Annotated in this window: 21 protein-coding genes and 1 tRNA gene; 8 read left to right on the forward strand and 14 right to left on the reverse strand. The window is 58.4% G+C overall.

The features are described from left to right. The first annotated feature begins 10 nt into the window (after window positions 1-10). The 4 genes from CFII64_RS13605 to CFII64_RS13615 all read left to right on the forward strand — a co-directional run bounded on the left by CFII64_RS13605 (window position 11) and on the right by CFII64_RS13615 (window position 4,352). On the forward strand, window positions 11-2,677 hold the full coding sequence (locus CFII64_RS13605) for an excinuclease ABC subunit UvrA (protein WP_020291361.1): 2,667 nt from the start codon (window positions 11-13) through the stop codon (window positions 2,675-2,677). 174 nt (window positions 2,678-2,851) lie between these two features. Next, window positions 2,852-3,268, forward strand: a complete 417-nt coding sequence (locus CFII64_RS13610; protein WP_020291362.1) for a glycine zipper domain-containing protein — start codon at window positions 2,852-2,854, stop codon at window positions 3,266-3,268. Between the two features lie 356 nt (window positions 3,269-3,624). Further along, the gene (locus CFII64_RS29755; protein ID WP_156883176.1) at window positions 3,625-3,966 is read left to right on the forward strand and encodes a hypothetical protein; all 342 of its coding nucleotides are present in this window, start codon (window positions 3,625-3,627) and stop codon (window positions 3,964-3,966) included. Beyond that, window positions 3,963-4,352, forward strand: coding sequence for a helix-turn-helix domain-containing protein (locus CFII64_RS13615; protein ID WP_020291363.1), 390 nt, complete (start codon window positions 3,963-3,965; stop codon window positions 4,350-4,352). The genes CFII64_RS29755 and CFII64_RS13615 overlap by 4 nt, the downstream gene beginning before the upstream one ends. Before the next feature lie 441 nt (window positions 4,353-4,793). On the opposite strand, the gene gvpU is transcribed toward CFII64_RS13615, so the two are convergent. Continuing rightward, window positions 4,794-5,264 carry a gas vesicle accessory protein GvpU gene (gvpU, locus tag CFII64_RS13625; protein WP_020291365.1) on the reverse strand — a complete coding sequence of 157 codons (471 nt, stop codon included), beginning with the start codon at window positions 5,262-5,264 and terminating at the stop codon, window positions 4,794-4,796. A gap of 277 nt (window positions 5,265-5,541) precedes the next feature. On the opposite strand from gvpU, the gene CFII64_RS13630 reads away from it, so the two are divergent. Then, window positions 5,542-5,626: transfer RNA gene (locus CFII64_RS13630), tRNA-Leu, on the forward strand. A 108-nt stretch (window positions 5,627-5,734) separates the two neighbouring features. Here CFII64_RS13630 and CFII64_RS13635 read toward each other — a convergent pair. The 3 genes from CFII64_RS13635 to CFII64_RS13645 form a co-directional block, all read right to left on the reverse strand. Then, on the reverse strand, window positions 5,735-6,148 hold the full coding sequence (locus tag CFII64_RS13635) for a type II toxin-antitoxin system VapC family toxin (protein WP_020291366.1): 414 nt from the start codon (window positions 6,146-6,148) through the stop codon (window positions 5,735-5,737). Next, complete coding sequence (gene vapB, locus CFII64_RS13640) at window positions 6,145-6,375, reverse strand: type II toxin-antitoxin system VapB family antitoxin (protein ID WP_020291367.1); 231 nt, start codon at window positions 6,373-6,375, stop codon at window positions 6,145-6,147. The genes CFII64_RS13635 and vapB overlap by 4 nt, the downstream gene beginning before the upstream one ends. Before the next feature lie 176 nt (window positions 6,376-6,551). Then, entirely contained in the window at window positions 6,552-6,890 is a 339-nt protein-coding gene (locus CFII64_RS13645; protein WP_020291368.1) for a helix-turn-helix transcriptional regulator, read from the reverse strand. Between the two features lie 51 nt (window positions 6,891-6,941). Here CFII64_RS13645 and CFII64_RS13650 point away from each other — a divergent pair, with 51 nt between their 5' ends. Continuing rightward, entirely contained in the window at window positions 6,942-8,030 is a 1,089-nt protein-coding gene (locus CFII64_RS13650; protein WP_020291369.1) for an NADH:flavin oxidoreductase/NADH oxidase, read from the forward strand. A 65-nt stretch (window positions 8,031-8,095) separates the two neighbouring features. Here CFII64_RS13650 and CFII64_RS13655 read toward each other — a convergent pair whose 3' ends face one another. From CFII64_RS13655 to CFII64_RS13670, 4 genes are all read right to left on the reverse strand, one after another. Then, window positions 8,096-8,995, reverse strand: a complete 900-nt coding sequence (locus CFII64_RS13655; protein WP_020291370.1) for a polysaccharide deacetylase family protein — start codon at window positions 8,993-8,995, stop codon at window positions 8,096-8,098. 58 nt (window positions 8,996-9,053) lie between these two features. Next, entirely contained in the window at window positions 9,054-10,418 is a 1,365-nt protein-coding gene (potE, locus tag CFII64_RS13660) for a putrescine-ornithine antiporter (protein ID WP_020291371.1), read from the reverse strand. Window positions 10,419-10,499: 81 nt separating this feature from the next. Beyond that, window positions 10,500-12,683 (reverse strand): ornithine decarboxylase, encoded by a 2,184-nt coding sequence (locus tag CFII64_RS13665; RefSeq protein WP_020291373.1) that lies wholly within the window; start codon window positions 12,681-12,683, stop codon window positions 10,500-10,502. Next, window positions 12,680-15,013, reverse strand: coding sequence for an Orn/Lys/Arg decarboxylase N-terminal domain-containing protein (locus CFII64_RS13670; protein ID WP_020291374.1), 2,334 nt, complete (start codon window positions 15,011-15,013; stop codon window positions 12,680-12,682). The genes CFII64_RS13665 and CFII64_RS13670 overlap by 4 nt, the downstream gene beginning before the upstream one ends. 488 nt (window positions 15,014-15,501) lie before the next feature. Between CFII64_RS13670 and CFII64_RS13675 the strand changes: the two genes are divergently transcribed. After that, window positions 15,502-15,939: a response regulator gene (locus CFII64_RS13675; RefSeq protein WP_052026624.1), complete on the forward strand. Its 438-nt coding sequence runs from the start codon at window positions 15,502-15,504 to the stop codon at window positions 15,937-15,939. A 67-nt stretch (window positions 15,940-16,006) separates the two neighbouring features. On the opposite strand, the gene CFII64_RS13680 is transcribed toward CFII64_RS13675, so the two are convergent. From CFII64_RS13680 to CFII64_RS13705, 6 genes are all read right to left on the reverse strand, one after another. Then, complete coding sequence (locus tag CFII64_RS13680; RefSeq protein WP_020291376.1) at window positions 16,007-19,105, reverse strand: error-prone DNA polymerase; 3,099 nt, start codon at window positions 19,103-19,105, stop codon at window positions 16,007-16,009. Further along, window positions 19,102-20,517 (reverse strand): DNA polymerase Y family protein, encoded by a 1,416-nt coding sequence (locus CFII64_RS13685; protein ID WP_020291377.1) that lies wholly within the window; start codon window positions 20,515-20,517, stop codon window positions 19,102-19,104. The genes CFII64_RS13680 and CFII64_RS13685 overlap by 4 nt, the downstream gene beginning before the upstream one ends. A 7-nt stretch (window positions 20,518-20,524) precedes the next feature. After that, window positions 20,525-21,142: a translesion DNA synthesis-associated protein ImuA gene (gene imuA, locus CFII64_RS13690; RefSeq protein ID WP_020291378.1), complete on the reverse strand. Its 618-nt coding sequence runs from the start codon at window positions 21,140-21,142 to the stop codon at window positions 20,525-20,527. Then, window positions 21,142-21,759 carry a transcriptional repressor LexA gene (gene lexA, locus CFII64_RS13695; RefSeq protein WP_020291379.1) on the reverse strand — a complete coding sequence of 206 codons (618 nt, stop codon included), beginning with the start codon at window positions 21,757-21,759 and terminating at the stop codon, window positions 21,142-21,144. Before lexA ends, imuA begins: the two co-directional genes overlap by 1 nt. A gap of 75 nt (window positions 21,760-21,834) precedes the next feature. Continuing rightward, a complete protein-coding gene (locus CFII64_RS13700) occupies window positions 21,835-22,515 on the reverse strand; it encodes a hypothetical protein (RefSeq protein WP_020291380.1) in 681 nt (226 codons plus the stop codon). 283 nt (window positions 22,516-22,798) lie between these two features. Beyond that, complete coding sequence (locus CFII64_RS13705; RefSeq protein WP_044901377.1) at window positions 22,799-23,917, reverse strand: MFS transporter; 1,119 nt, start codon at window positions 23,915-23,917, stop codon at window positions 22,799-22,801. A gap of 320 nt (window positions 23,918-24,237) precedes the next feature. On the opposite strand from CFII64_RS13705, the gene CFII64_RS13710 reads away from it, so the two are divergent. Further along, complete coding sequence (locus CFII64_RS13710) at window positions 24,238-25,221, forward strand: LacI family DNA-binding transcriptional regulator (protein WP_195759022.1); 984 nt, start codon at window positions 24,238-24,240, stop codon at window positions 25,219-25,221. Window positions 25,222-25,248: the final 27 nt, after the last annotated feature.

Raw genomic sequence — 25,248 nt, forward strand, 5'->3', positions numbered from 1 at the left:
AGGCTGGACGATGACCTCACAGCGCAACATGCCAGACAACCACGCCCTGTCTACTCTGCCGGTAACGAATCACACAGGTTTCGTGCGGGTGCGGGGTGCACGTGAGCACAATCTAAAGAACGTCGATGTCGACATACCCCGTGACGCATTGGTGGTGTTCACCGGCGTCTCGGGGTCCGGCAAATCGTCGTTGGCGTTCTCAACCTTGTATGCCGAGGCACAGCGTCGTTACTTCGAATCAGTAGCACCGTATGCCAGGCGTCTGATTGATCAGGTCGGCGTGCCGGATGTGGACGCCATCGAAGGGTTGCCGCCTGCTGTGGCGCTGCAACAACAACGGGGTTCGCCCAGCGCCCGGTCTTCCGTTGGCAGCGTGACCACGCTTTCCAGCCTGATCCGCATGCTCTACTCCCGGGCCGGCAGTTATCCGCCTGGGCAGCCGATGCTCTACGCCGAGGATTTTTCACCCAACACCCCGCAGGGCGCATGCCCGCAATGCCATGGGCTGGGCCGGGTTTACGAAGTCACAGAGCAAACCATGGTGCCGGATGATTCGCTGACCATTCGCCAGCGCGCCATCGCCTCCTGGCCGACCGCCTGGCAGGGCCAGAACCTGCGCGACATTCTCGTCACCATGGGTTACGACGTGGACACTCCGTGGCGCGATCTGCCGAGAAAGCAGCGCGACTGGATCCTGTTTACCGACGAGCAGCCAACGGTTCCGGTCTACGCAGGCCTGACGCCGGAAGAGACCCGAGTCGCGCTCAAACGCAAACTCGAACCGAGCTATCAAGGGACGTTTACCGGTGCCCGGCGCTATGTGCTGCACACGTTCAGCCATTCGCAAAGTGCGCTGATGAAGAAGCGTGTAGCGCAATTCATGATCGGCAGCCCGTGCTCGCTGTGTGACGGCAAACGCCTCACCCGCGCGGCGCTGTCGGTAACCTTTGCCGGCCTGGACATCGGCGAGCTGTCGCGCATGCCGTTATTGCAGCTGGCCCAGGTGTTGAAGCCCGTGGCTGACGAGAAATTCCTCGCCCAGAACCTTGGCGAGGGTGATGTCCTGACTCCCGAGGAGTCCAGACGGACCCGTGAACAGCGCGCGGCCCAAGGCAAATCTGATCATTCGGCGGCGCCGGACGTCAGGCTGACCCCCAGCCTTTCCATCGAAAAACGTTTGGCCGCACAACGTATCGCCGAAGATCTGCTGGCCCGAGTCAGCACCCTCACCGAGTTGGGGCTCGGGTACCTTTCACTGGACCGCAGCACCCCGACGCTGTCATCCGGGGAATTGCAGCGCCTGCGCCTGGCCACTCAACTGGGTTCACAACTGTTTGGCGTGATCTACGTCCTTGACGAGCCATCCGCAGGCTTGCATCCGGCTGACGGCGAAGCGTTGTTCAGCGCTTTGCAACGTCTGAAAGCCGCAGGCAACTCGTTATTTGTCGTGGAGCATGATCTGGAGACCATGCGCCGGGCTGATTGGCTGATTGATGTCGGCCCGGCGGCGGGTGAGCAAGGTGGCCGCATTCTGTACAGCGGCCCTCCTGCAGGACTGGCCGAGGTCGAAGCCTCGCAGACCCGGCTGCACCTGTTTGCCGAACACCAACCCCAGGCTCATGCCCGACGTGAACCCTCGGGCTGGTTACGTCTGGAAGGTGTTACGCGAAATAACCTGAACGACCTTAGCGCTGAATTTCCGCTGGGCTGCTTTACCGCCGTGACGGGAATTTCAGGTTCCGGCAAATCCAGTCTGGTCAGTCATGCACTTCTGGAGCTTGTTGGCGCACATCTGGGGCGTCCCGCTCAGGAGCAAGCCCAGGAAACGCCCAGCCTCGAAGACGACGCACGGCAGACCAGCGACGGCAGAGTCACGGAAGGGCTTGAAGGCATTCGTCGTCTGGTACAGGTCGATCAGAAACCTATCGGGCGCACGCCGCGCTCCAACCTCGCGACCTATACCGGGTTATTTGATCAGGTCCGGAAGATCTTCGCTGCAACACCCCAGGCTCAAAGCCAAGGATACGATGCTGGGCAGTTTTCTTTTAACGTCGCCAAGGGTCGCTGCCCTATCTGTGAAGGGGAAGGTTTTGTCAGCGTTGAATTGCTGTTCATGCCCAGCGTCTACGCGCCCTGCCCGACGTGTCGCGGCGCGCGCTACAACCCGCAGACCCTGACAGTGACGTGGCAAGGGCTTAACATTGCGCAGGTCCTGCAGCTGACGGTTGATCAAGCTGTGATTCAGTTCGCCGGTGAGCCGGCGGTGCTTCGGGCCCTCGAAGTGCTGCGCGATATCGGTCTGGGGTATTTACGTTTAGGTCAGCCGGCAACTGAATTGTCTGGCGGCGAAGCGCAGCGCATCAAACTGGCCACCGAGTTACAGCGCACGCAACGCGGTGCGACGTTATACGTTCTGGATGAACCCACTACGGGTCTTCACCCGACCGACGTCGATCGGCTGCTCATACAACTCAACACGCTGGTGGATGCCGGCAATACGGTCATCGTCGTCGAACACGAGATGCGCGTGGTTGCGCAGAGTGATTGGGTCATCGATATCGGCCCAGGCGCGGGAGACGAAGGTGGCCGCATCGTTGCCTGCGGCACTCCGGCAACCGTCGCCAAGGTCAGGAAGAGTCGGACCGCACCGTTTCTCAAGCCATTATTGGGTCATTAACGAGTGAATTCGCTGGCCGCAATTGAAAGCGGTCGGCAGTCCCGTTGTGCGTCAACACCCGCATTCCATCTGATCGGAGATGCCTTGCGGTCAGTTGGTGATAGAGTGGCGGCCTGTACAGTGGTAGCCATCAGGACGCCACTACACGCAGTGTGTATTTCTGAGGTTCACGGCATGCGTTTTATCTTTCCAACATTGGCACTGAGTTTTCTGATCACCCAAGGCGCGATGGCGGCCGGCGACGGTACCGCAGCAATTGGCGGCGGCCTGGGCGGCGCGCTGGGTAATGTCATTGGCCAACAAATGGGCGGCAGCACCGGCGCGGCGGTAGGCGCAGGCGTCGGCGGCGCTGCGGGCAGTGCGGTAGGCGCTCGCAAAGGCAGCAAGACCGAGGCAGCCATTGGTGGCGGTATCGGTTCTGCGGGTGGTTCGTTGATTGGCAACCAATTGGGCGGCAGCACGGGCTCGACCATCGGCGCTGGCCTGGGTGGCGCGGCAGGCGGTGCAGTGGGTAACAACATTGGCAGCAGTGGCAACGACAAAGGCCATTCCCGCAAGCATAAGAACAAGCGTAATCATCGTCGTAACTGATCTTTAGCTTGTCCGCTCCGGCCTGCCGGAGCGGACTGGTAAGGCACTGAAACAGAGCCTGACCTGTCAGACGTCCCGCCACATGGATCTGGCAGTCCTCAACTAAAGATTGCTCCGGCTTGCTGCTGCATCCAAACGCGCAACATAGAGAAAGTCTCGCACTCAAATGGATAGTTCATAGTCCGGACTTATCAAGCATGACGTAATATTTTTATAACGCCCCACCCACTTTGATGCCCACGCTAGAGACCTTATCCAGTCCATAGCGGTTAACTCGAACTGCATTTGTTTATCAGCGCTGTTTACTCGTAAAACCTGTCTTGCTAAGTTATCAGCAAATGGCTCGGACTTATGACATGATTTCATTAGCATCCGCTTATTTGGCAAAAGCACTCGGCGCTCGTCTGCAGCATTACAGGGTTCAGTGTAAATTTCTCAAGAATGGAACATTAGAGTTAGTGTTAACTCACATTGACAGTCGTGAAACATACGCTATTTCAGGGATCGCTAAAATGAATTACTTCAATACGCTTGCCGTGACCCGGCTGGCCGGTTTTTTATTGTCCGAAATTGAAACATGTCAAAGGTGGAGTCTTCTGAATTCTGGCGCTTTGCCTGCAACCCGTCAGCGCAAGACAGAGCGTCGCTCTGTAAAAAATCCGGTGCCCACTGCGGGCTTTTCTCTGTTCGGCGTATGAACACTTTGCATGTCAGGTTGCGCGACGAGCGGATCCGGGTCGGTATGCCTCAGTACTCCTTTGCAGCGATAGGCGGCGTCAAGCCTAACGCGCAGGTCAAGTACGAGAGCGGGCGTCGGCTGCCCCGGGGTGACTATCTGGCTGCAATTGCCAGCACCGGCATCGACCTGCTGTTCATTCTCACAGGAAAACGCTCGGTCGGACTGTCGCAACTCGTCGGCCACGAACGAGTATTCATCGCGGCCTATCGGAATATAGGGGGTATTGACAGACAACTCATGGAGCATCTTCTATTCCGCTTGAATGGCTTTGTGAACGATAGCCCTGAAGCGCGTAGAGTTGCATTCCATGACGGGATCGATGCAACACGAATGTTCAATGGATAACAATTAAGCACAGGCAATGCCTTTCGTACTCTAAGGAAGAGGAGTCGTTATGAAGCTGCTGTCCAATCATCAGATAAGCAATGTTCTTGAAGCCCGACTTCGGGATTATAAAGTTTCGTGTAAAGGAACCGATAACAACGTGATCTCGCTCGTGTTAACACACGCTTACACACAGGCTGTTTATGGCGTGTCCGGTATCCGGCCAGCGGATTATAGGGGGCCTTATGGCGCTACTATCCTGGCTAAAACTCTCCTGGAAGCTATCCAGAGCGAGTGCGTTGCAGAGGGATCGGGAATAGGGAAAGTGATCTCAATCACACGGCCTGTAGAACCACGGCCTGCCCCACGCAACCTGACGGTATTGAAGCTGCTCGCTGGACACTGAAAGGTCCAGGGATGATGACAGGCCCCGCTTGAATCGGGGCCTTGGGAGATTGGCGCTTATTTACGAGCAATGAGCCCGATCGTGAATCCGGTCACCGAGGCAATTTTCCCACGCCACAGCACACCTTCTGCGCAGATGGGGTTCTGCTCGTTTGAGTAAGTCTTGCAGTCCTTCAAATGAATGAAGTGGAACTCCGGGGTATCGTCCGAGGATTCGCCTGGGCGAAACGACAGAATCATTTCCTTCATCGAGGCGTCGGTACCGTTGTTGAACTGGGCAAAGGGCGCAGAAATATCGGCTGCCAATTGCTCAAAATAGGCGTCGTGGGAAATCAGCTGACCTGAGACAAGGTTGCCACCGACAGTTAGCGTGATGCCCATCTCGACCTTGGTGTTTGCGACAAATTTGACCAGCCACTGCAGCAGCCAATCGATCTGTTTGCCCTGCCACTTCAAATGCGAAAGCGCGTCCTCGATTTCACCGCTGGCTGACGTATCCGACTGCTGGTTCTGGCGTGCGTCTGTCATTGTTGCCTCCGTGCTACACAAAATGGAGTCCAAGCTATACACCACCGAGATCCAAAACAAAACAGCGCAATGTCCGTGCCGAGAGGACGAAGTCAATGCTCATTATCAGACGCAGATCACGTTTGCCTCGGCTTGGCTATCATGGACAAGCCGCGTAGAGCCATGATTCTCAAGCGTTTTATTTTGGTGACCTGGCAAGATTCTGTTGCAGATAAGGGGTCTGCAAGCTTGCTTCAAGGGAGCTGGATGTATATCCTCGCTGCTCTTCTGCAAGACCGCCCCGATGGCGAAATTGGTAGACGCAAGGGACTTAAAATCCCTCGTTCTAGGACGTGCCGGTTCGACCCCGGCTCGGGGCACCATTCTTGAAAGCCGCGCACTGCGCGGCTTTCGTCGTTTCAGGGGGTTGAACAAGCCCTTTCAAAATTGGCAAACAACTCATACCGTCCACAAAACGACCACATCGATGATTAATGAACCCAGTCTTCGTAAGAGAGTCCCTCCACGCGACTGAACTCGCGCACGTTGTTTGTGACCAACGTGCAGCCCATAGCAATCGCATGGCCGGCAATAGCGGTGTCGTTATCACCAATGCCCTGCCCTGACTGAGTGAGAATTTGCTTGACCTCAATCGTGGCGTCTACTGCGCTTCGATTCCAGGGTAAGACCTCGTCCAGTCGCGTCACAAATTCATCAACCAGTGTTTTATGTCTGGGCGACGCCTTTTTGCCGATCTGCCCGTAACGCATTTCGGCGTAAGTGATTGCAGATATAACGATCCGGTTATTGCGCGCTACTTCGGCTGCCAGACGCTGCAGAACAGACTCTGGCCGCTCGCGCATGATGAAAGAGCAAATGCAGGTATCGAGCATGTACGTTGTCACAGATTGAACCTGCCTTCATCACTGACAATACTCGGCCGCTCGTTTAGATAATCCACGTCCGCCTTGGGTAGTTCGGCTAGAGATGTCCAGCTTGGACGCACCGGGCGCAGGGTAATCGTGTCACCCACGCGAGTAATTTCCAGCTCGCCTACACCGTCATAGGCCATGTCATTGGGCAAGCGGATCGCTTGATTTTTGCCGTTTTTGAAAATTGAGACCGTCCGCATAACATCGCTTCCTCTACATATGTCTGACCTATGCATTGTAGTAAGACGCCAAAGCCTATGCAAGGCATATGCACGAAAACCTGCCTGTGCTTTCTTGCGCAGATCTTAAATGTTGTCTGATCGCAAACTGAGCAAAACCGGCATTCGAACCCTATGCCATCGAAACGGAGGTCGAATCAGCTCTGCTGCGCCAATATCACCGCCAGTAAACCCGGAAAGCGACTGTCCAGTTCTTCCCTGCGCAGTGAGTTCATGTGGGTGGTCCCCACGCTTTGGGTCCTGACCAGGCCAGCGTCGCGCAATACACGAAAGTGGTGGGACATGCTTGACTTGGGTCTTCCGCCGTCCAGTTCGCCACAACTGGCATCGATGACCCGGCCGAGGTGGCGAACGATTTCCAGGCGCACGGGATCGCTCAGGGCATAGAAGACCCGTTCGAGGCTGAAATCAGTCACTGGAGGATGTTTGAATGGTCGCATGGGCGGATCATACACAGGGATTTGCCAGACGGCCATTGTTCGAATAGTATCGAACAACCGAATTTTCAATTGACCTGAGGTCTGACCATGTCTGCTTTGTTCCAACCCTACACCCTCAAAGACGTCACGCTGCGCAATCGCATTGCCGTGCCGCCCATGTGCCAATACACCGCTGTCGATGGCTTGATCAACGAATGGCACCAGGTGCATCTGGCCGCCATCGCTCGCGGCGGCGCGGGCCTGGTCATCGTGGAAGCCACGGCGGTTGCCCCTGAAGGCCGTATCACGCCGGGCTGCACCGGCATCTGGAACGACGAACTGGCCCAGGCGTTCGTGCCGGTGGTGCAAGCGATCAAGGCTGCCGGATCGGTGCCGGGCATCCAGATCGCCCACGCCGGTCGCAAGGCCAGCGCCAACCGTCCATGGGAAGGCGACGATCATATTGCCGCCGATGATGCGCGCGGTTGGGACACCATTGCGCCCTCTTCCATCGCCTTCGGTGCCAATCTGCCGAAACAACCCAAAGCAATGACTCTGGACGATATCGCCCGTGTTCGTGACGATTTCGTCGCGGCGGCCCGTCGTGCGCGGGATGCAGGTTTCGAGTGGCTGGAACTGCACTTCGCCCACGGCTACCTGGCGCAGACGTTCTTCTCCGAGCACTCCAATCATCGTGAAGACGCTTACGGCGGCAGTTTCGAAAACCGCAGCCGCTTCCTGCTGGAAACGCTGGCGGCAGTGCGCGATGTCTGGCCGGAAAACCTGCCGTTGACCGCCCGTTTCGGTGTGCTTGAGTTCGATGGCCGCGACGAGCAAACCCTGGTGGAGTCCATCGAATTGACGCGTCAGTTCAAAGCCGCCGGCCTGGACATGCTCAGCGTCAGCATCGGCTTCACGATCCCTGAAACCAATATTCCCTGGGCGCCAGCGTTCATGGGCCCGATTGCCGAACGTGTGCGTCGTGAAGCGGGTATTCCGGTGTCCTCGGCATGGGGCTTCGGCACTCCGGCAATCGCCGAGCAAGTGGTCAAGGACGGGCAACTGGATCTGGTCATGGTTGGCCGTGCTCACTTGGCGAACCCGCACTGGGCCTATTTCGCTGCCAAGGAACTGGGTGTGGAACGCGCTTCCTGGACATTGCCCGCCCCTTACGCTCATTGGCTAGAACGTTACTGACAGCGAGCGGCATCAAACAAAAAGGCGACCAACAGGTCGCCTTTTTCACAGCTGTAATCTTTGCATCACTGCGAATTGGCGCCCCAGATCCAGTTCCACATCCCTGGCAAATGCACCGGCTCGTCGCCGTTCTGAACGGTGCGCGCCAGTGCTGCGCGCAACAATCCCGACTGTTCATCGTAAAACGGCTTGTCGGCAGTCCTCACCCCTGTTGCCTTGGCGCTGTCGAGCAAAATCTGCAGGTATTCCCGAGCGTGCCGGGCTGAATAGCGATTCAGGTCATGGAAGGTCACTACTACCGGAACCACGCCATCCACCGTGGGCAGCTCACCGGCTGCGATGCGCTGGCGAACTTCGGAAAGTTGCCTGAGCATATTGGCGCGCCTGCGCGGGCTGGCATTGAAACCCCAGATTTTTCCGTCATTGGCGCTTACGTCGGTCAGCAAAACCTGCAGGCCGTGACGCTGATAAGCGGCAAAGGTGCGTTTGTCGTAATTCCAGAACGGCGGGCGAACCAGCGCAGGCGGCGCACCCGTGATCGCAGCGATGGCAGCACTGCCAGCGCTCAGGGATTGCTCAAGGGCTTCAGGCGACAAGGATCGATGATTGGTGTGCCTGGGCGTTGCGGTATGGAACGCCAGGATATGCCCTGCCGCGTTTTCCCGACGCATCACCCGCTGGCCGCGCTCGCTGCCGCCTGCTCGCGCCGCGCCGGTTTGCACAAAAAACACGGCCTTTATGTTCGGCTGCACTGGATTGCTCTTCAGGCTGTCCAGAACCGTCAGGGTTGGATTGGCGAACCCCGACGCGCTTGGACCATCGTCAAAGGTCAGCAAAAACCGGATCGGGGCTTGTGACTGGAGACGCTGGGACGTCTCTGCGGTCAACGAAATCGGCGCGGAAATACAACCGGCGAGGCTCGCCAGCATGGCGAGCCCGGTTAAAGCGTTGACGATACGTCTCATTGATCTGCTGTTGTCCGAGTGACCGACGTTGATCGCCGTGGATTATCCGGCGCTCAGTCTACTGGCCTCTTGCCGTCCCCGCATCCGCGTTTATCACCGGATCTGACACCACAATGGCGTCAATCGTCATGAACCGGCGGCTGACCGTGCCATAAAGCGTCCAGCCCAGCATGGTGACGATCCCGCCCAGCATCATTGCGTTGGCGCCCGCGCTGTACAGCGCGTAATAGCTATACGCTGCGGCGATATAGGCAATTGCATTGGTGAACATGGCATCGCGCGGCGTCACACCCGCGACTTTCTGCATGGTCATCAGTGCGGCCATGGACATCAGATAGGGAACCAGGTTGGTGACCACCGCCAGATTGACGATCATGTCGAACTGCTTGCTCAGGTCCGGGCTGATGGTCATGAGGGTCAGCGCCACCTGGCAGGCCAACAGCACCAGCATGCCGACGATAGGCACGTCTTTGGCAGTGGTTTTGGCGAACAGCTTGAGGAAGTAGCCCACATCTGCAGAGCTCTTGAACACCTGGGCGATGGTGAACTGCCAACCCAGCAGCGAACCGATGCAGGCGATCACCATCAAGCCCATGATGATCTGCCCCACGATGGGGGTGAACATGGTGGCGAACGCCAGGCCAAACGGCGCATTGGAGGCCGCCAGGTCCATGTTGGGGACGATCCCGGCGATCACGTTGGTGGACACGATGTAAATCACCGCCGACCCAAGGGTGCCACCCAATACGGCGATTGGCACATTGCGCTCGGGGTTCTCCACCGCATCGGTGTTGGCACACGCAGATTCCAGACCGAGAAACGCCCACAGGGTGATTGAAATCGAGGCGCCCACGGCTTCAAAGAGCGGCATGTCATGGGGGTTCCAGGCTGCAACGTATAGCGATTTATCGAACCAGAACCAACCCAGCACCGAAACGCCCAGGACCGGAATGACTACGCCCCAAATCGTCACGTTGCCGATTTGGCCGGTAATCCGCGCGCCACCGAAGTTGGCCACGGTGGTCAACACCAGAAGGCCTGCGGTAGCCATTGCGACGCCAATCGGGGTCAGCGTCATGTTGAACAGCACCGTTGCGTAGCCCACGGCGGTGATCGCAATGGCCACGTTGGCAATCAGCAACGATACGCCATAGGTATAGTTGGACATGAAGTTGCCGGACCGGCCAAACGCATATTCGGCATAGCCGCCCATGCCGCCAGGCTTGCGGCTGAACCGTCCGCACTTGGCAAAGGCATAGGCCAGCGCCAGGGAACCCAGCGCGGTGACGATCCAGGAAAAAATCGAGATCGTCCCCACCTGCGCCAGCTTGGACGGCAACAGGACAATCCCCGAGCCCAGCATGTTGATCGCCGTCAGCACCGTCAGCTGGACCACGTTCATTTTCTTGACTGCGCTAACCATGTTGCACTCCTGCGCCTTCTACAAAGCGCGGTATTCCAGTGAAAACGCCGACAAGGGTTTGCCGGCGCCCCTCAAGATGGATCACTGCTTGATGACATAACCGTAGGCGCGAGTTCGGCCGTCGTCTTCGACGCGCAGATACACACCTTGCAACTCGGGGTTGAAGCCAGGGAAGTGATTGATTGCGTCTTCGAGGGCCAGGAAGTATTCCAGGACCGGGCCTTGCCAGACCTCGCCGGGCACCACGCAGAGCAAACCCGGCGGATACGGCAAGGCGCCTTCGGCCGCGATCCGGCCCTTGGCGTCTTGCAAGGCGATCAATTCGCAATGCCCGCGCACAAATTCCAGGTGAGCATCCCGTGGGTTGAGCTCAATCGGCGGCATGCTGACCTTGCGGAACATCTCCTTCTGCAAACGCTTGACGTCATGGCGCACGTACAGCTGGTGCATTTCGCGACACAGTTGGCCGATGGTGTAGTCGTGGTAACGCACCTGATTGGCCTGATACAGATTGGGCAGCACTTCAGAGAGGAGCGCATCGTCATGAATAAAGCGCTCGAAACGCGCGATCTGCGCCACCAGATGCTGCATCTTCGCTTTGCCTTCAGCGGGCGTCAGCAGGAACAGAATGGAGTTCAGGTCGCTTTTTTCCGGCACGATGCCGTACTGGCGCAAGAAAGTCGCCAATATCCCGGCATGCACGCCGAACTCGGTATAGGCGCCGGTCACGGCGTCGATACCCGGCGTGGTGAACAGCAGCTTGCACGGATCGATGAAGTATTGATCGTCGGTATAGCCCTCGAATGCGTGCCAACGCTCATCGGGGTGAAACTTGAAAAAGCGCAGGTCGTTGGCAATCACGTCCGTCGGGTAGTCCTGCCAATAACGACCGTCGATGGTTGGCGGCACGAACGGCCGAATCAAGGTGCAGTTGTCCATGACCAGCTTGCGCGCCTCGATGCCAGCATGAACGCACTCGCTCCACAGACGCAGGCCGCTGCGTCCGCTGTGCATGCGGGCGTTGACGTCCAGCGAGGCGAACAGCGGGTAAAACGGGCTGGTTGACGCTTGAGCCATGAAGGCATTGTTCAGGCGATGGTGATTGCAGTAGCGATCCTGGCCCTTGATGTGCCGGTCTTTCTTATGGATCTGCGATGCCTGGGAAAAGCCGGCTTGTTGCTTGTGGATCGACTGGGTCACGAAAATGCCAGGATCTTCCGGGCCCAGCTCCAGCAGCATCGGTGAGCAGTCTTTCATCATCGGGATGAACTGCTCGTACCCGACCCAGGCGGAGTCGAACAAAATGTAGTCACACAAATGCCCGATGCGATCCACCACCTGCCGGGCGTTATAGATCGTGCCGTCGTAGGTGCCCAATTGGATGACCGCGAGGCGGAACGGCCGAGGCTGATCGGCTTTATGCGGCGCTACGGTGCGCAGTTGTTCGCGCAAATAGTCTTCGTTAAAGCAGTGGGCGTCGATACCGCCGATAAAACCGTAGGGATTGCGCGCGGTTTCCAGATACAACGGTGTCGCGCCAGCCTGAAACAAGGCTCCCTGATGCACGGACTTGTGGTTGTTGCGGTCGAACAGCACCACGTCCCCAGGGGTCAGCAAGGCATTGGTCACCACCTTGTTCGACGCCGAGGTACCGTTGAGCACGAAGTAGGTCTTGTCGGCGTTGTACACCTTGGCCGCGCGTTTCTGTGCTTCCAGCGGGGCGCCTTCGTGGATCAGCAGGTCACCCATCTCGACATCGGCATTGCAGCGGTCGGCGCGGAACAGGGTCGGGCCGAAAAACTCGACGAACTGGCGACCGGCCGGATGTTTGCGAAAGAACTGACCGCCTTGGTGGCCCGGACAAGCAAACGTCGAATTGCCGCGCTCCACATAGTGCTTCAACGCCCCGAAGAACGGCGGCAACAAGGCTTCTTCATACTGGGCTGCGGCGGTTTCGAGTTTGTCGCCGTAGAATTGCGCATCATCGACGCCAAGGTCAAACACGCCGCTGATTTGCAGCAGCACATGTTCAATGCTCGGCAAGTTCTCCGGGGTCAGTTGGTCTTTGGCGGTGACCGCGAAGAAAATCGGGATATCGAACCCCGAGGTGCGGATGACTTCCAGCAGCCCGTTGCGCACATCGTCGGCACTGATGACCGCTGCTGCAATGTCCGTCAGGTCGGTTTCGTTGAACTCCAAAACTGTTCGCGAGGTGGCGAAACTGCTGCGGCTGGCGAGACTGGCCGCAATTTTCAAACGATTCACTGGGTAACCTCTGCTACGGATGGGGTGGCGCTGGGCGTTGTCAGGCAGCGAACTTTGTAAAGACCGTCCTCCACTTCCACGCCATGGGTGTCGTGGGTGAAGCCCGGGAATCGATGATCAAAGGCTTCCAGCGCCTTGAGATAACCGAGCAGCGGGCCGTCTGCGGGGCCGGCGTTTTCGCCGGGCATCAGTAACGGAATGCCAGGTGGATAGGGCACCACGCCAGTGGCCACAGTGCGCCCCGCCATTTGCTCAAGGCTCACGACTTCGACGTTGCCGCGAACCAGCTGCTCGTAAGCGCGCACCGGGCTCAAGTCTGGAACCGGCAAGGTCGAGAAACCCCGGGACATTGCGGCGGTGGTGTCCAGTTGCGCCATGCTGGCGAACATGGTTTCGCACAGATCGCGCAGGCCCAGACCGCGATAGCGCGCGCCATGGGCGGCCATCAAGGCTGGCAGCACCATTTCCAGCGGTGCGTTGCTGTCGAAGTCACGCTTGAAGTCGAGCAATGCATTGACCAGCGTGCCCCACTTGCCTTTGGTCACGCCGATGGAGAACAGGAACAGAATGGTGAAATCAGTGGTTTTCTCGGCGACGATGCCTTGCCGATCCAGATAAGCCGTCAACACCTGGGCAGGAATACCCTGCCCGCTCATGCCGCCGCCGGCGAGAATGCCAGGCGAAGTGATCGAGACCTTGATCGGGTCCAGCAGGCAATAACCGTCCTCGATGTCACCAAATCCGTGCCAGGCTGCATTGGGCTTGAGTACCCAGCAGGCAGGTTCGCTGGCCAGCAGATCATCGCTGGCAGTATGAAACGCAATGTCTTTGCCTTGCTCCGGATCGAATACAGTATCCGGCTGCCAGACACTGAAGAACCACTCGCCCTTCTCCAGGAACTCAGCATTGAGGCGCGCCAGCATGCGCCGGAACGAGACCGCCTCGCGGATCGAATCGTCGGTCAACGCTTTGCCGCCCGGGCCTTCCATCATGGCGGCGCTGACATCATTGGAGGCGATGATCGCGTAATTGGGCGACGTCGAGGCATGCATCATGAACGCCTCGTTGAAACGGGCGTGATCAATCGGGCGACGGCCATCGCGGATGTGAATCATCGACGCCTGGGACAACGCGGCGAGCAGTTTGTGAGTGGACTGGGTGGCGAAAACCGTCGGCCGATCCGGGGTGTGACTGGCCGGTTCGCCATGCATGGCAAAACGCTCGTGGTACATCGGGTTGAAACGCGCGTAACCAAACCAGGCCTCATCAAAATGCAACCGGTCGACGCTCTCACCCAGCAGCTCTTCGACCCGCCGCACGTTGTAGCAAAGCCCGTCGTAGGTTGAGTTGGTGATGATCGCGTGCATCGGCGTCGGATCGATCCCGCTGTGTACCAGCGGATTATTGGCGATGGATTCGCTGATGTAACTGGCGCTCAGGCGTTCTGGCGGAATCGGCCCGATCAGGCCGTAATGGTTGCGCGACGGGATCAGGTAGGTCGGGATGGCGCCAGACATAGTCATGGCGTGTTCGACCGACTTGTGGCAATTGCGATCACACAGCGTCACCTGATCGCGGGTGACGCTGGCCATCAGAATCACTCGATTGGAGGTCGATGAACCGTTGGTGACGTGGTACGTGCGATGGGCGCCGAAGACGCGTGCCGCATACACTTCGCTGGCGCCGATGGGGCCGGAATGATCGAGCAGCGACCCCAGCTCGCCGACGGAAATCGACAGATCGGAGCGGAACAGGTTTTCGCCGAAATAATCGAAAAAGGCCCGCCCGGCGGTGGATTTCAGGAATGCAGTACCGCCGGTATGCCCCGGCGTGTGCCACGAGTACTCATATATCTGGGAAAACTTTACCAATGCCGAGAACATGGGCGGCAGTACCGCTTCCCGATAACGCTGGATGGCCGCGACGATACGCCCGCCAATAAAGGCGATGGTGTCTTCGAGTAGCCAGATAAAGTCATCGGACTTCTGCATGGCTTCCAATGGAACAGTGGCGGCACTGCTGCGATCAGCCAACAGGAAAATAGGCAAAGCTTCACTGCGGGCGCGGACGGCATCCAGCACAGTCATTGCCTTTTCATGGCCATCGTCCAGGTCGAGGTCCCAGTCCAGCAGGACGCATTGCACCATGGGATCGGCGTTGATAATGGCTATGGCATCCAGCGCACTTTGCGCGAGAATCACTTCAACCTGGCGCTGCTCCAGCACCTCAGCCATTTCTCTGACGGCCCTGCCAGCCGCCGTCAACGCCGTGAGATCTTCATGAATGAGCAGGGCTTTCATGCCCAAGCGGGCTTGCTGTTTACGAGGCATATTAAAACTTCCTGTTCTAAGAGCGCATCACATCGCTATCGATTGCTATAGGCAATCTGAAAACCGTCTTGGCGAAGTATTGGGGAAGTTGAGTTGTTGAGTGACGACGTGTACAGCGATCAGAACTAGCAGTGACGCAGAGGTGATAAACAAGCGTAGCCGGGTTATTAAAACTTTCACTGACGCCGTGCCTCTTTTGAACGAGCCGTTGAAGCACAGATTTAAGAAGTAAGTGGCCATAGGGCTGGATTGAGGCTGGCAGACAGCTATTTTTGCAGAGTTGCAAACTCGGGAATTGATCTGAATCAATGCTCAGGACCGGATGACGTGCGGTCCGGGGCTTAGTGCCGGTCGTCTGGAACTCATCGCTTTTTATTTAAAAATGAATTTTTTCCGTTTGATTTCGCTCAGATGTGTGGGAACAACAAAAATGGATCCAACGTTGCAGTGCTCCCGGATTTTTAATGTGCAGGCTGAGGGAACCAAAAATGACTCAATCACCGCAGTACGAAGAGGCCCGAACCACAATGAGTCTGGTGCTTGTTGTTGAAGATGAGCCAATGATTCGGGACTTCGTGTGCGAAATCCTGACTGAAGAAGGGCTTAAAACCAAAGCCGTCGAGAACGCTGACAAGGCTGTCGACTACCTCAATGCGCATGGCAACGAAGTCGCCTTGCTGCTGACCGACGTACGTATGCCTGGCACTATGGATGGCATCGCCCTGGCTAATCTGGTGGCTGAGAAATGGGTCGACATACCCGTCGTGATCATGTCCGGGCACGGTACGCCTGGCAGCGATCAGATCAAGCCTGACGTGCTGTTTATCGCCAAGCCCTGGACAATTACCCAGCTGCTCAACGGTGTAATGGCGCAACTTGACCGGGTCAACAGCCCACTGGAATCGATGAGCAACATCCCCCGCTAATGCCTTAAGCCTGTGCGCCCACTACCGACAGGTACTTGTCTGCTGCCAGGCTTTGCTTCCCGCCTCCTCATTTAAAGTCACGACTGCGAACATCCAGTCCGGCGAGCAGCGGAGTCAAATCGAACAGGCGCTGCGCGATCACATGCCGTACGCCTTTCTGCGACTCCAACCGTCCGAACACCTGCATCAACCGGGACCCCACCAGAACCTTGCGTTGACGTTGAGCCAGGTCGAGCCAGACCACGACATTGATCATGCCGAACTCATCTTCCAGAGTCACAAAGGTCACGCCACTGGCAGTACCCGGACGTTGGCGTCCCACTACCAGCCCGGCGACACTGATCATGCACCCATGCTCGATATCGAGTAGATCGTGTGAACTGCGAAAGCGTTTGGCGGCCAGTTGGCGGCGCAACATGGCCAGTGGATGAGGGCCCAATGTGGTTCCGGTCATGGCGTAATCTGTGAACACATCCTGCGCCACTGTCGGTAAAGGCAAGGCGATTTGTGCCTCTTCTACAGTGTGCTCCGGGCCAAACAGCGGACGTTGCGCTTCGACGCCGGCGACTTCCCAGCGTGCCCGATGACGATGACCGATCAGCCCGCGCAACGCACCCGCATCGGCCAATGACTCCAGTGCACGGTTGTCCAGCGCTGCGCGCAGGCTCAGGTCGGTGGCATCGACAAATGTCCTGTTCACCCTGGCGGACTCGATTTGCCGGGCATCCTCTTCACGAAAACCGCGAATCATGCGCAGGCCCATGCGAATCGCAAGGGTTCGGTGGCGCTCCTGATGTTCGACAGGCTCCAGTGAGCAATCCCAATCGCTGTAGCGCACATCCACGGGGCGAATTTCGATGTGGTGACGCCGCGCGTCCTGAAGTATCTGGTCGGGGCTGTAAAACCCCATGGGCCAGCTGTTGATCAGCGCGCAGGCAAAGGCCGCTGGCTCGTGGCATTTGAGCCAGCAACTGGCGTACGTCAGCAAGGCGAAGCTGGCCGCATGGGATTCCGGAAAACCATAACTGCCGAAACCCTTGATCTGCTCGAAAATCCGGGTGATGAACTCTTGCTCATACCCATTGGCCTTCATGCGCTGCGCTAGACGCAGGCGGTGCGGCTCCAGCCCGCCATGACGTTTCCAGGCAGCCATGGAGCGGCGCAGCTCATCGGCTTCACCGGGGGTGTAATCGGCCGCCAGGATCGCGACTTCCATCACCTGTTCCTGGAACAGAGGGACGCCAAGGGTGCGCTCGAACACCTTTTTCAGCCTTGGCGGGTAAGTGACCGCTTCCTCATTGTTGCGCCTGCGCAGGTAGGGATGAACCATGTCACCCTGAATCGGCCCCGGCCGGACGATGGCCACTTCGATGACCAGATCGTAAAAAGTCTTGGGTTGGAGACGCGGCAACATGGCCATCTGCGCTCGGGATTCGATCTGGAAGACCCCGATGGTGTCTGCCCGGCCGATCATTTCATAAGTGGCAGGATCTTCTTCCGGCACTGACGCCAGGGTCCATTGCTGGCCTCGATAAGTACGCACCAGATCGAAAGTACGCCGCAACGCACTGAGCATGCCGAGGGCGAGGATGTCGACCTTGAGCAGGCCCACCAGATCCAGATCATTCTTGTCCCACTGAATAATGGTGCGTTCGGCCATTGCCGCATTTTCCACCGGCACCAGTGTCTCCAGCGGATGCTCGGAAATGACAAAACCGCCAGGATGCTGGGACAAATGCCGGGGAAAACCGATCAGCGTGTCCGTCAACGCCAGCACCCGGCGTAGAATCGGCGCCTCGGGGTCAAAGCCGTTTTCGCGCAGACGTTCCACAGGAGGCATTTCATCGCTCCAGCGGCTGAAACATTCCGCGAGTGCGTTGATCTGGTCCGACGGCAAGCCCAGCACCTTGGCCACATCGCGCACCGCTCCAGTGCCGTGATAGGTACTGGCAACGGCCGTCAGTGCCGCCCTACCCCGGCCATAACGTTTGAAAACGTACTGCAAAACCTCCTCGCGGCGCTCATGCTCGAAATCCACGTCAATATCCGGCGGCTCGTTGCGTTCCCTGGAAATGAACCGCTCGAATAGCAGATTGCTTTTTTCGGGATTCAATTCGGTGATGCCCAGGGCGAAACAGACCACCGAATTGGCCGCAGAACCCCGGCCCTGACACAAAATATCGCGACTGCGGGCAAAGCAGACGATGTCGTGGACCGTGAGGAAATAACTCTCGAACTTCATCTCGCCAATCAGCTGCAATTCCTTTTCGATCTGCATCCGGGTCGCTGGCTTCAGCCCTTGAGGCCAGCGCTTGCGCACGCCTTGCTCAGTCATTTCCCGCAGCCATGAGCCCGGCGTATGTGCTGCTGGCACCAACTCGTGGGGGTATTCATAACGTAACTGGCTCAAGTCGAAGGTGCAGCGCGCAGCGATTAACAGCGTTTGCGCCAATAGCTGCTCGGGATACAGCTCAAGCAAGGCGCTGCGCGGACGCAGGTAGCGCTCACCATTGGCGAACAGCCGATGCCCGGCCTCAGCCACGGTGGTGTGATAGCGGATGGCGGTCATGGTGTCTTGCAGGGCACGACGTCCGCGGGCATGCATGTGCACATCGCCACTGGCGACCAGCGGGATATTCAATGTGTGCGCCAGTGCCTGGAGTTGATCGAGTCGCCGTCGATCATCCGGACCACGATGCAGTTCAACCGCCAGCCACGTTGCATCGGGAAATAGTTTTGCCAGCCACTGCCCGTGGTTCTCAAGCGTTGCCGCTGGCAATTCGGGATCCGGCAGCCATAACGCCAACAGGCCGCTGCCCGCCTCCGGGAAATCTTCACGCAACGACAGGTATTCACCTTTCTTGGCCCTGCGCCGGGCCAGGGTTATCAACCGGCACAGCGCCTGATAGCCACTGAGGTTTTCCACCAGCAGCACGACTTTGGGGCCATCGACGACGCTGATCTCACTGCCGATGATCAGCGCAAGATCGTTATCCATCGCCGCCTGCCAGGCGCGTACGATGCCAGCCAATGTGCATTCGTCTGTGATCGCCAAAGCCTGGTATTCGTGCTCCTTGGCGCGCTTGAACAACTCTGCTGCGCTGGAGGCCCCGCGCTGGAAGCTGAAATTCGACAGGCAATGCAGTTCAGCATAAGGGCTGCTCATGCGAACCAGCCATGCAGCAACAGGTCGCCGCCCTCACCCACTGTTCGATAGGCCCAGCCGCGTTGACCGGTGCGGGTTTCCACCAGGAAATAGTCGCGCCGAACGTCGCCGCCGTCCCACCAACCCGACTCGATGCGCTCAGGCCCGGCGAGGATTCGCGTACCCGCCTCCGGCAGCGGCGATGGCTGACTCAACAGCCAACCAGGACGCGGCACTTTAGGCGCAGAAGGCCTGACTCTGGTTTCAGGGTCCGTTTGCCAGGCACATTCAGGCCGGTGATCGGCGCGCAGGCGCAAGCCACTGACTGACTCGTCCCCCAACCGGGCGCGCAGCCGTTCGCGTAATTGTTCCCACGGCAGTGATTGCTGGGGGCGCTCATCAAACAGCTCCCGATGAGCCGGGACAAATGGCGGCAAATCCCGGGCGTGCAAGCGCACTGCCCGCACCGGGGACGGCACCTGAATCTGCTCCAGGCGGCCACGCGCCAGTTCAAACAACATGGCGCTATCGCGTTCTGCGCTGAGCAGCCCGACCGGCACCAGCGTGTCAGCGCCTTCGACATGTTCCAGATGCAGGTTGAAGCGCTGGACGCCACTGTCCCGTCCGCCAAGAAACATCGCCAGATCGGAAACCAACCGTTTCAGGGGAAACAGCAAGGCCTGATGCGACTCGACGTCAAAATTGAGCTCGATACGCACATCGAAATAGTCCGGCGGCGTATAAAACTCCAGCGCCACGGGCCGCTCACCGAGCAAGGTATCCAGATGCTGCAGGACCTGCGCCGGAAAACGCCGGGCCAGGCTGTTACGTTGCAGTCCGAGAACCTGCTGCAGATTGCGCAGGCCCATGCGCGTGAAGGCCGTTGCCGTCTCGCGGGTCAGGCCGATGCGATCTACTGGCATCTGCTCCAGAACCCGTTTCAAGCTGTCGCTGCAGGTGACCGCCAGTCCGTCATGGACATTGGCCAGCATGCGCGCAGCCACCGGATTGGGCGCCACGACGATTCGGTGGGAAAACCCCAAGGCGTTCAACTCGGCACGCAGCCGGGCCTCGAACACTGGCCACGGTCCGTACAACCCCAGGCTTGATTCGACTTCCATCATCAATACGCGCGGGTATTTCAGACTGACTTGCGAACTGAAGCGATACGCCCAGGCTGCCAGCAGACGATGCCAGCGCTCGGTTTCCGCCGGGTCGAATTCAGCGGTAGCGAAATCCCGGACCATGGCATGGGCACTGGTCAAGGATTGACCGGGCCGCAGCCCCAAGGCTCGGGCAGCCGGATTGACCGCCTGCAATATCCGTCTTTGCGGCGTACCGCTCAGCAGTGCCAGCGGTTCATCGGCATTGGTGCGACGACGCATAACGCCGTCGAGCGCCAGTTGCGGCAGCAAGACACAGGCCCACAACATAAGAACCTCAAGCGTCTGTCGTGAAAGGGATGGGAACTGCCGGCGCCATACCGCCCCGACATTTGAGCACCCGCAATTGCAGGGGCCGGGTGTCAATGGCAATGCGCAGCGCAGCGGGCGACGGATTGGCTGCGGCCAATATGGGGCGGCAGGCAAAGGCCAGGGTCTGCCCGGTTTCAGCGGCCACTTGCAAACGACGCAGCGCCCGGTCATCTGCTTGCCGGGGCCAGCACACCACCGCACCACAACTGCCGGAGCGCAAGCATTGCTCGACCGCCCACAAACCGTCGCGCTCGCTGGCCTGAATCACCGCCAGCCAGCGTAGATCGACGCCGGCCGCTTCCCACGCCTGGGGATAAGGAATGAACGGCGGTGCAACCAGAACGATACGCTCACCCTTGTCAGCCAGCCGCGCCAGGGTTGGCCATAACAGACGCAACTCGCCACTGCCATCGGCCGGGATCAGGATTTCACTGAGCGCCGAGGCGGGCCAGCCACCGCTAGGCAGCGCGGCATCCAGGGCTGAATGGCCGGTGGGCTGGGGACTGACCGGAGGCGTACTTTGCCGGCCTTTCCAGACTCGTCGCTCGTCCAGCAACGCATCGAGGCTGACCACGGTGCCCATCATTCACGCCTGACCAGGCCGCAGAACACGCCTTCGATGGCGAAATCCTGATGAGGCTCGACCACAATCGGCGCATAAGCCGGGTTACGCGGCAGCAGGAGAAATTGGTTCTGCCCGGTTTGCAGGCGTTTGATGGTGACTTCGCCGTCCAGCCGCGCAACCACGATCTGTCCGTCATGTGCTTCGCTGCTTCGATGGACGCCGACCAGATCACCATCAAGGATGCCGTCCTCGATCATCGAGTCGCCCTGCACCCGCAGCAGATAGTCCGGCACGCGGGAAAACGTGGCGCGGTCGAGCAGCAGGGTATCGTGGGTGCCGACATCCGGACCGATCGGCATGCCAGCGGCCACGCGGCCCATGACCGGGATTTCCAGCAGCTCGGGACGCGGGGCGGTCTGTATGAGGCGAATGCCTCTGGCCTGATTGGGCATGACTTCGATCAGACCGGCCTCGGTCAAGGCCAGAATGTGTTTGCGTGCCACGCTGCGCGAGGCAAAACCGAAGGCTTCGGAGATTTCCGCAAGGCTCGGTGATTGGCCCTGCTGCGCGATGCGATCGCGAATGAAGGTAAGAATTGCGCTACGGCGGGGAGATAATGTGCTCATGGAGTACATTTGTACTCCTTTGCGCTTTTGTTGCCTAGAGCATTTGGTCGCCAGACTCGAAATCAGCGACCGGCTAAGGCTGAATCAGGTCGGACAGCCTTCGGCACCGTCGTTCAGCCCTTGCTTGTAGTTCTCGTACTCAAGCGTTGCTTTGCCGTTGGTCCACTTGAGGGTCAGCACGGATAACGAGTCAAAATCATCGCCCGTCCAGTCGTCTACAAGTTTCATTTTTTGCCCGGACGCTTCCTCTGCCACCTTGTTGATCAACTCAGGCAGATAGCCGTGGGACCAGGCCGTATAAATAGTCGCATCGCGGTACTTGTCATTCATCAACTCGTCGGCCAGATCGCTGGTGTCATTGGCGGCGAAGTCGATATTGATGGGCAGGCCAAGCTTTATCGCGCTGGGCCCAACCGTCATCAAGGGACGCAGATAGCTGTAGGAATGATCGCCCTCGCCTTCTTCAACATGACGGCTGGGGTTGGCGGCAAAGATGAAATTGGCCTTGCCGAATTCCTTGGGCAGCAGTTCCGACAGATCGATGGCGCGATTCAGGCCCTGACAGTTCAACTGCCCCAGGCCCATGGACGGCTTTTCCGCGTGGCGCATGAAGACCAGCGTCTGGGTACCGTTTTTGGGTTCGGCATGCACGCCTTTGCCCACGCTGAACAAAACCGCCGAGGACGCTACAAGCAAGACAGGGAGAACGAAGAATGCACAGCGACGCTGGAATCGGCTGATGAGGGGCGCTTTGAAAATTTTCATTATTCTCGGATTCTGGTACGCATTATTGGAGATATAGCGCCGATCGCCACTGCGAATATGCTTCCCTGACTGGGTTCGCACCCCGCAACTCCATGTTTCGATCAGCATCCGGCTGGCTGTGATGACTGCTCACAGGCTAGTTGTCCAATGTGTCGATTTAAAGAATGTGACGATAAGAGTCGAATAAGGCCTGAAGGTTGCATTCAGGCGCATAAATACTCGAACTATCAATGACTAAAGAATTGTCTCGTAAGAGAGAGACCTGACGACGATGACTCGAAAGCTACTTGCGAAGCCCGCAGATAATGGCGCTTATCGCGATCGCAAGACCGGCGCCAGCATACACCCATGTGGCAGACGCCACCGGCAATAACACCCCCGCCAACAATGGGCCGAGTCCGGCACCGATGTCTCGCCAGACAGCGTTGGCGGCCAAGGCCTGCACTCGACCCGGTCCAGGGTTGCGTTGCGCAACCAGCGTGGTCACCAAGGGCAGTTGCACCGCGCGCAAGATCAACACGCTGGCCGCCCCGAGAATCAACCAATGGGAACCAAACGCCGTGAGTGCGATGCAGGTCAGCACCGAGCACACCACCAGCATGTTCACCGCGCCGACATGATCTGCAAGGCGACCGCCCAATGGGCTCAAGAGCATTTCCGAGACATAACGCAAGGCCAGTAACACACCCGCAACCAGAACGGCATTGGTGCCCATCACGGCTTGCGCCTGCAGCGACAAGCCAAAAATGAACAGCCCGTCCAGCGCGACGCCTTCAACAAATGACCAGATGGCAACACTGTCCGGCACCTTGAAACGGCGGCCCGAAGCGGTGGGCATGACATGTGCGAGGCCTGGCAAGCCACGGGCCACCCAGCAACCGAGCAGCGCCGCCAGGGCCAGCACAATAAACACCGGCCGGGGGCCGAACTGGATACTGAGCAATGCCCCCAGCGGCAAGGCCAGCATTGGGCCGATCGCGATATAGGCCCGAGAACGACCTGAGCGATGCGCTGCCCCTGCTGGTTCCGAGGTGGCCAGAACCTGAGTCGACAAATTGAGCGCCGCATAGGCCAATCCCCAACCCAGGCGCAGGACCAACAGCAACCAGAATCCGGAAAGGACTGCATTGCCCAGTGCGCATACCGTCGCTGTCGCCGCAGCCAGCATGACTGTAGGACGATCACCATGGCGTGCGTAGTACCGCACCACGTAGCTGTAACCAAAAATCCTCACCAACCGATTGGCCGCCAGCAGCACTCCGGCCTGGGCCAGGCTGATTCCAAATGCCTGCACATGCATGGGTAACAGCAGGTACAACAACACGTCACTGGGTAAACACAGCGCCAGGACTATTGCCGAACGACGAGAGGCAGCATCAACGGAAGGTTTAACCGCAGACATTTCGAGAAACAGCCGGTTACAAAACGGACGTGCAGCATGAGGCTCTGGAATGCGGCCTGACAACTCTTCTTTCATAAAACTGTCACGGCACGGGTCCGGGCGGGATTGGGGGTTGAGCAATAAAAAGGCCATTTACACTTCGGCGTCAGACCCACAAATACTGCCTTTCATCCGGCGCTGTGTTGACGTGAGCGCGGCTTTGGTGTCTTCTGAAACCGTTTTCAGAGCCCGAAAATAGCCCGTAAAAACAGCCCGCCAATAAATCCAACAGGGTGTTCAATGTGAGTAGTTTTCCTCCGTCGGCGCGTGCGCGCGTGACCATGAATGATGTTGCTGATCTGGCCGGTGTATCCAAGGCCAGCGTCTCGCGTTTTATCGGCGACGACCGGCAATTACTCTCCGATGCCATCGCCTTGCGCATCGAACAAGCCATCGAAACCCTCGGTTATCGCCCCAATCAAATGGCCCGTGGCCTGAAACGCGGTCGTACGCGATTGATCGGCATGCTCGTCGCTGATATTCGCAACCCCTATTCCATCGCAGTCATGCACGGTGTCGAAACCGCCTGCCGACGGCACGGTTACAGCCTTGTGGTGTGCAATACCGATCGCGATGACGAGCAGGAACGCCTGCATCTGGCGGCGCTGCGTTCCTACAACATCGAGGGTTTGATCGTGAATACCCTCGGGCATCATCTGGATGAACTGCGCGATCTGCATCGCGAATTGCCCATGGTTCTGGTGGATCGCCGGGTTGACCAACTGGACAGCGATCTGGTCGGACTGGACAACAGCGCAGCGGTGCAGCAAGCCATCGATCATCTTCAAAGCTGCGGCTACCGCGACATTCTGCTGGTCAGCGAACAGCAGGACGGCACCAGCACCCGCCTTGAACGAACTGAAGCCTTCACCCGCCTGATAGAGCAGCGACCCGGGCTTCGTGGCCAGGTCACGCAAACCGACGAGCAATTGGCCGACAGTCTGCGCACCTTTCTCGCCGCACCGGGCCCAGGCCCCAAGGCGCTGTTCACTGCCAATGGCGTGGCGACGCTGACATCCACCCGACTGCTTCGTGAACTTGGTTGTGATCTTTTCGACGATATCGGCCTGATCGCCCTGGATGAACTGGACTGGTATCCCTTGGTGGGCAGTGGCATCACTTCCCTCGCCCAACCCACCCATGACATCGGCATTACCGCATTCGAATGCCTGCTCAACCGGCTGCGTGGCGATCAGGCACCCAGCAGGCTGTTCGACTTTCCAGCCAAATTGATTGTGCGCGGCTCGACTCGACTGCGCTCCTGACACGAACGACCGCTGTTCGATTCAACT

Origin of the sequence: Pseudomonas sp. CFII64, assembly GCF_000416235.1 — a bacterium.
GTDB lineage: Bacteria > Pseudomonadota > Gammaproteobacteria > Pseudomonadales > Pseudomonadaceae > Aquipseudomonas.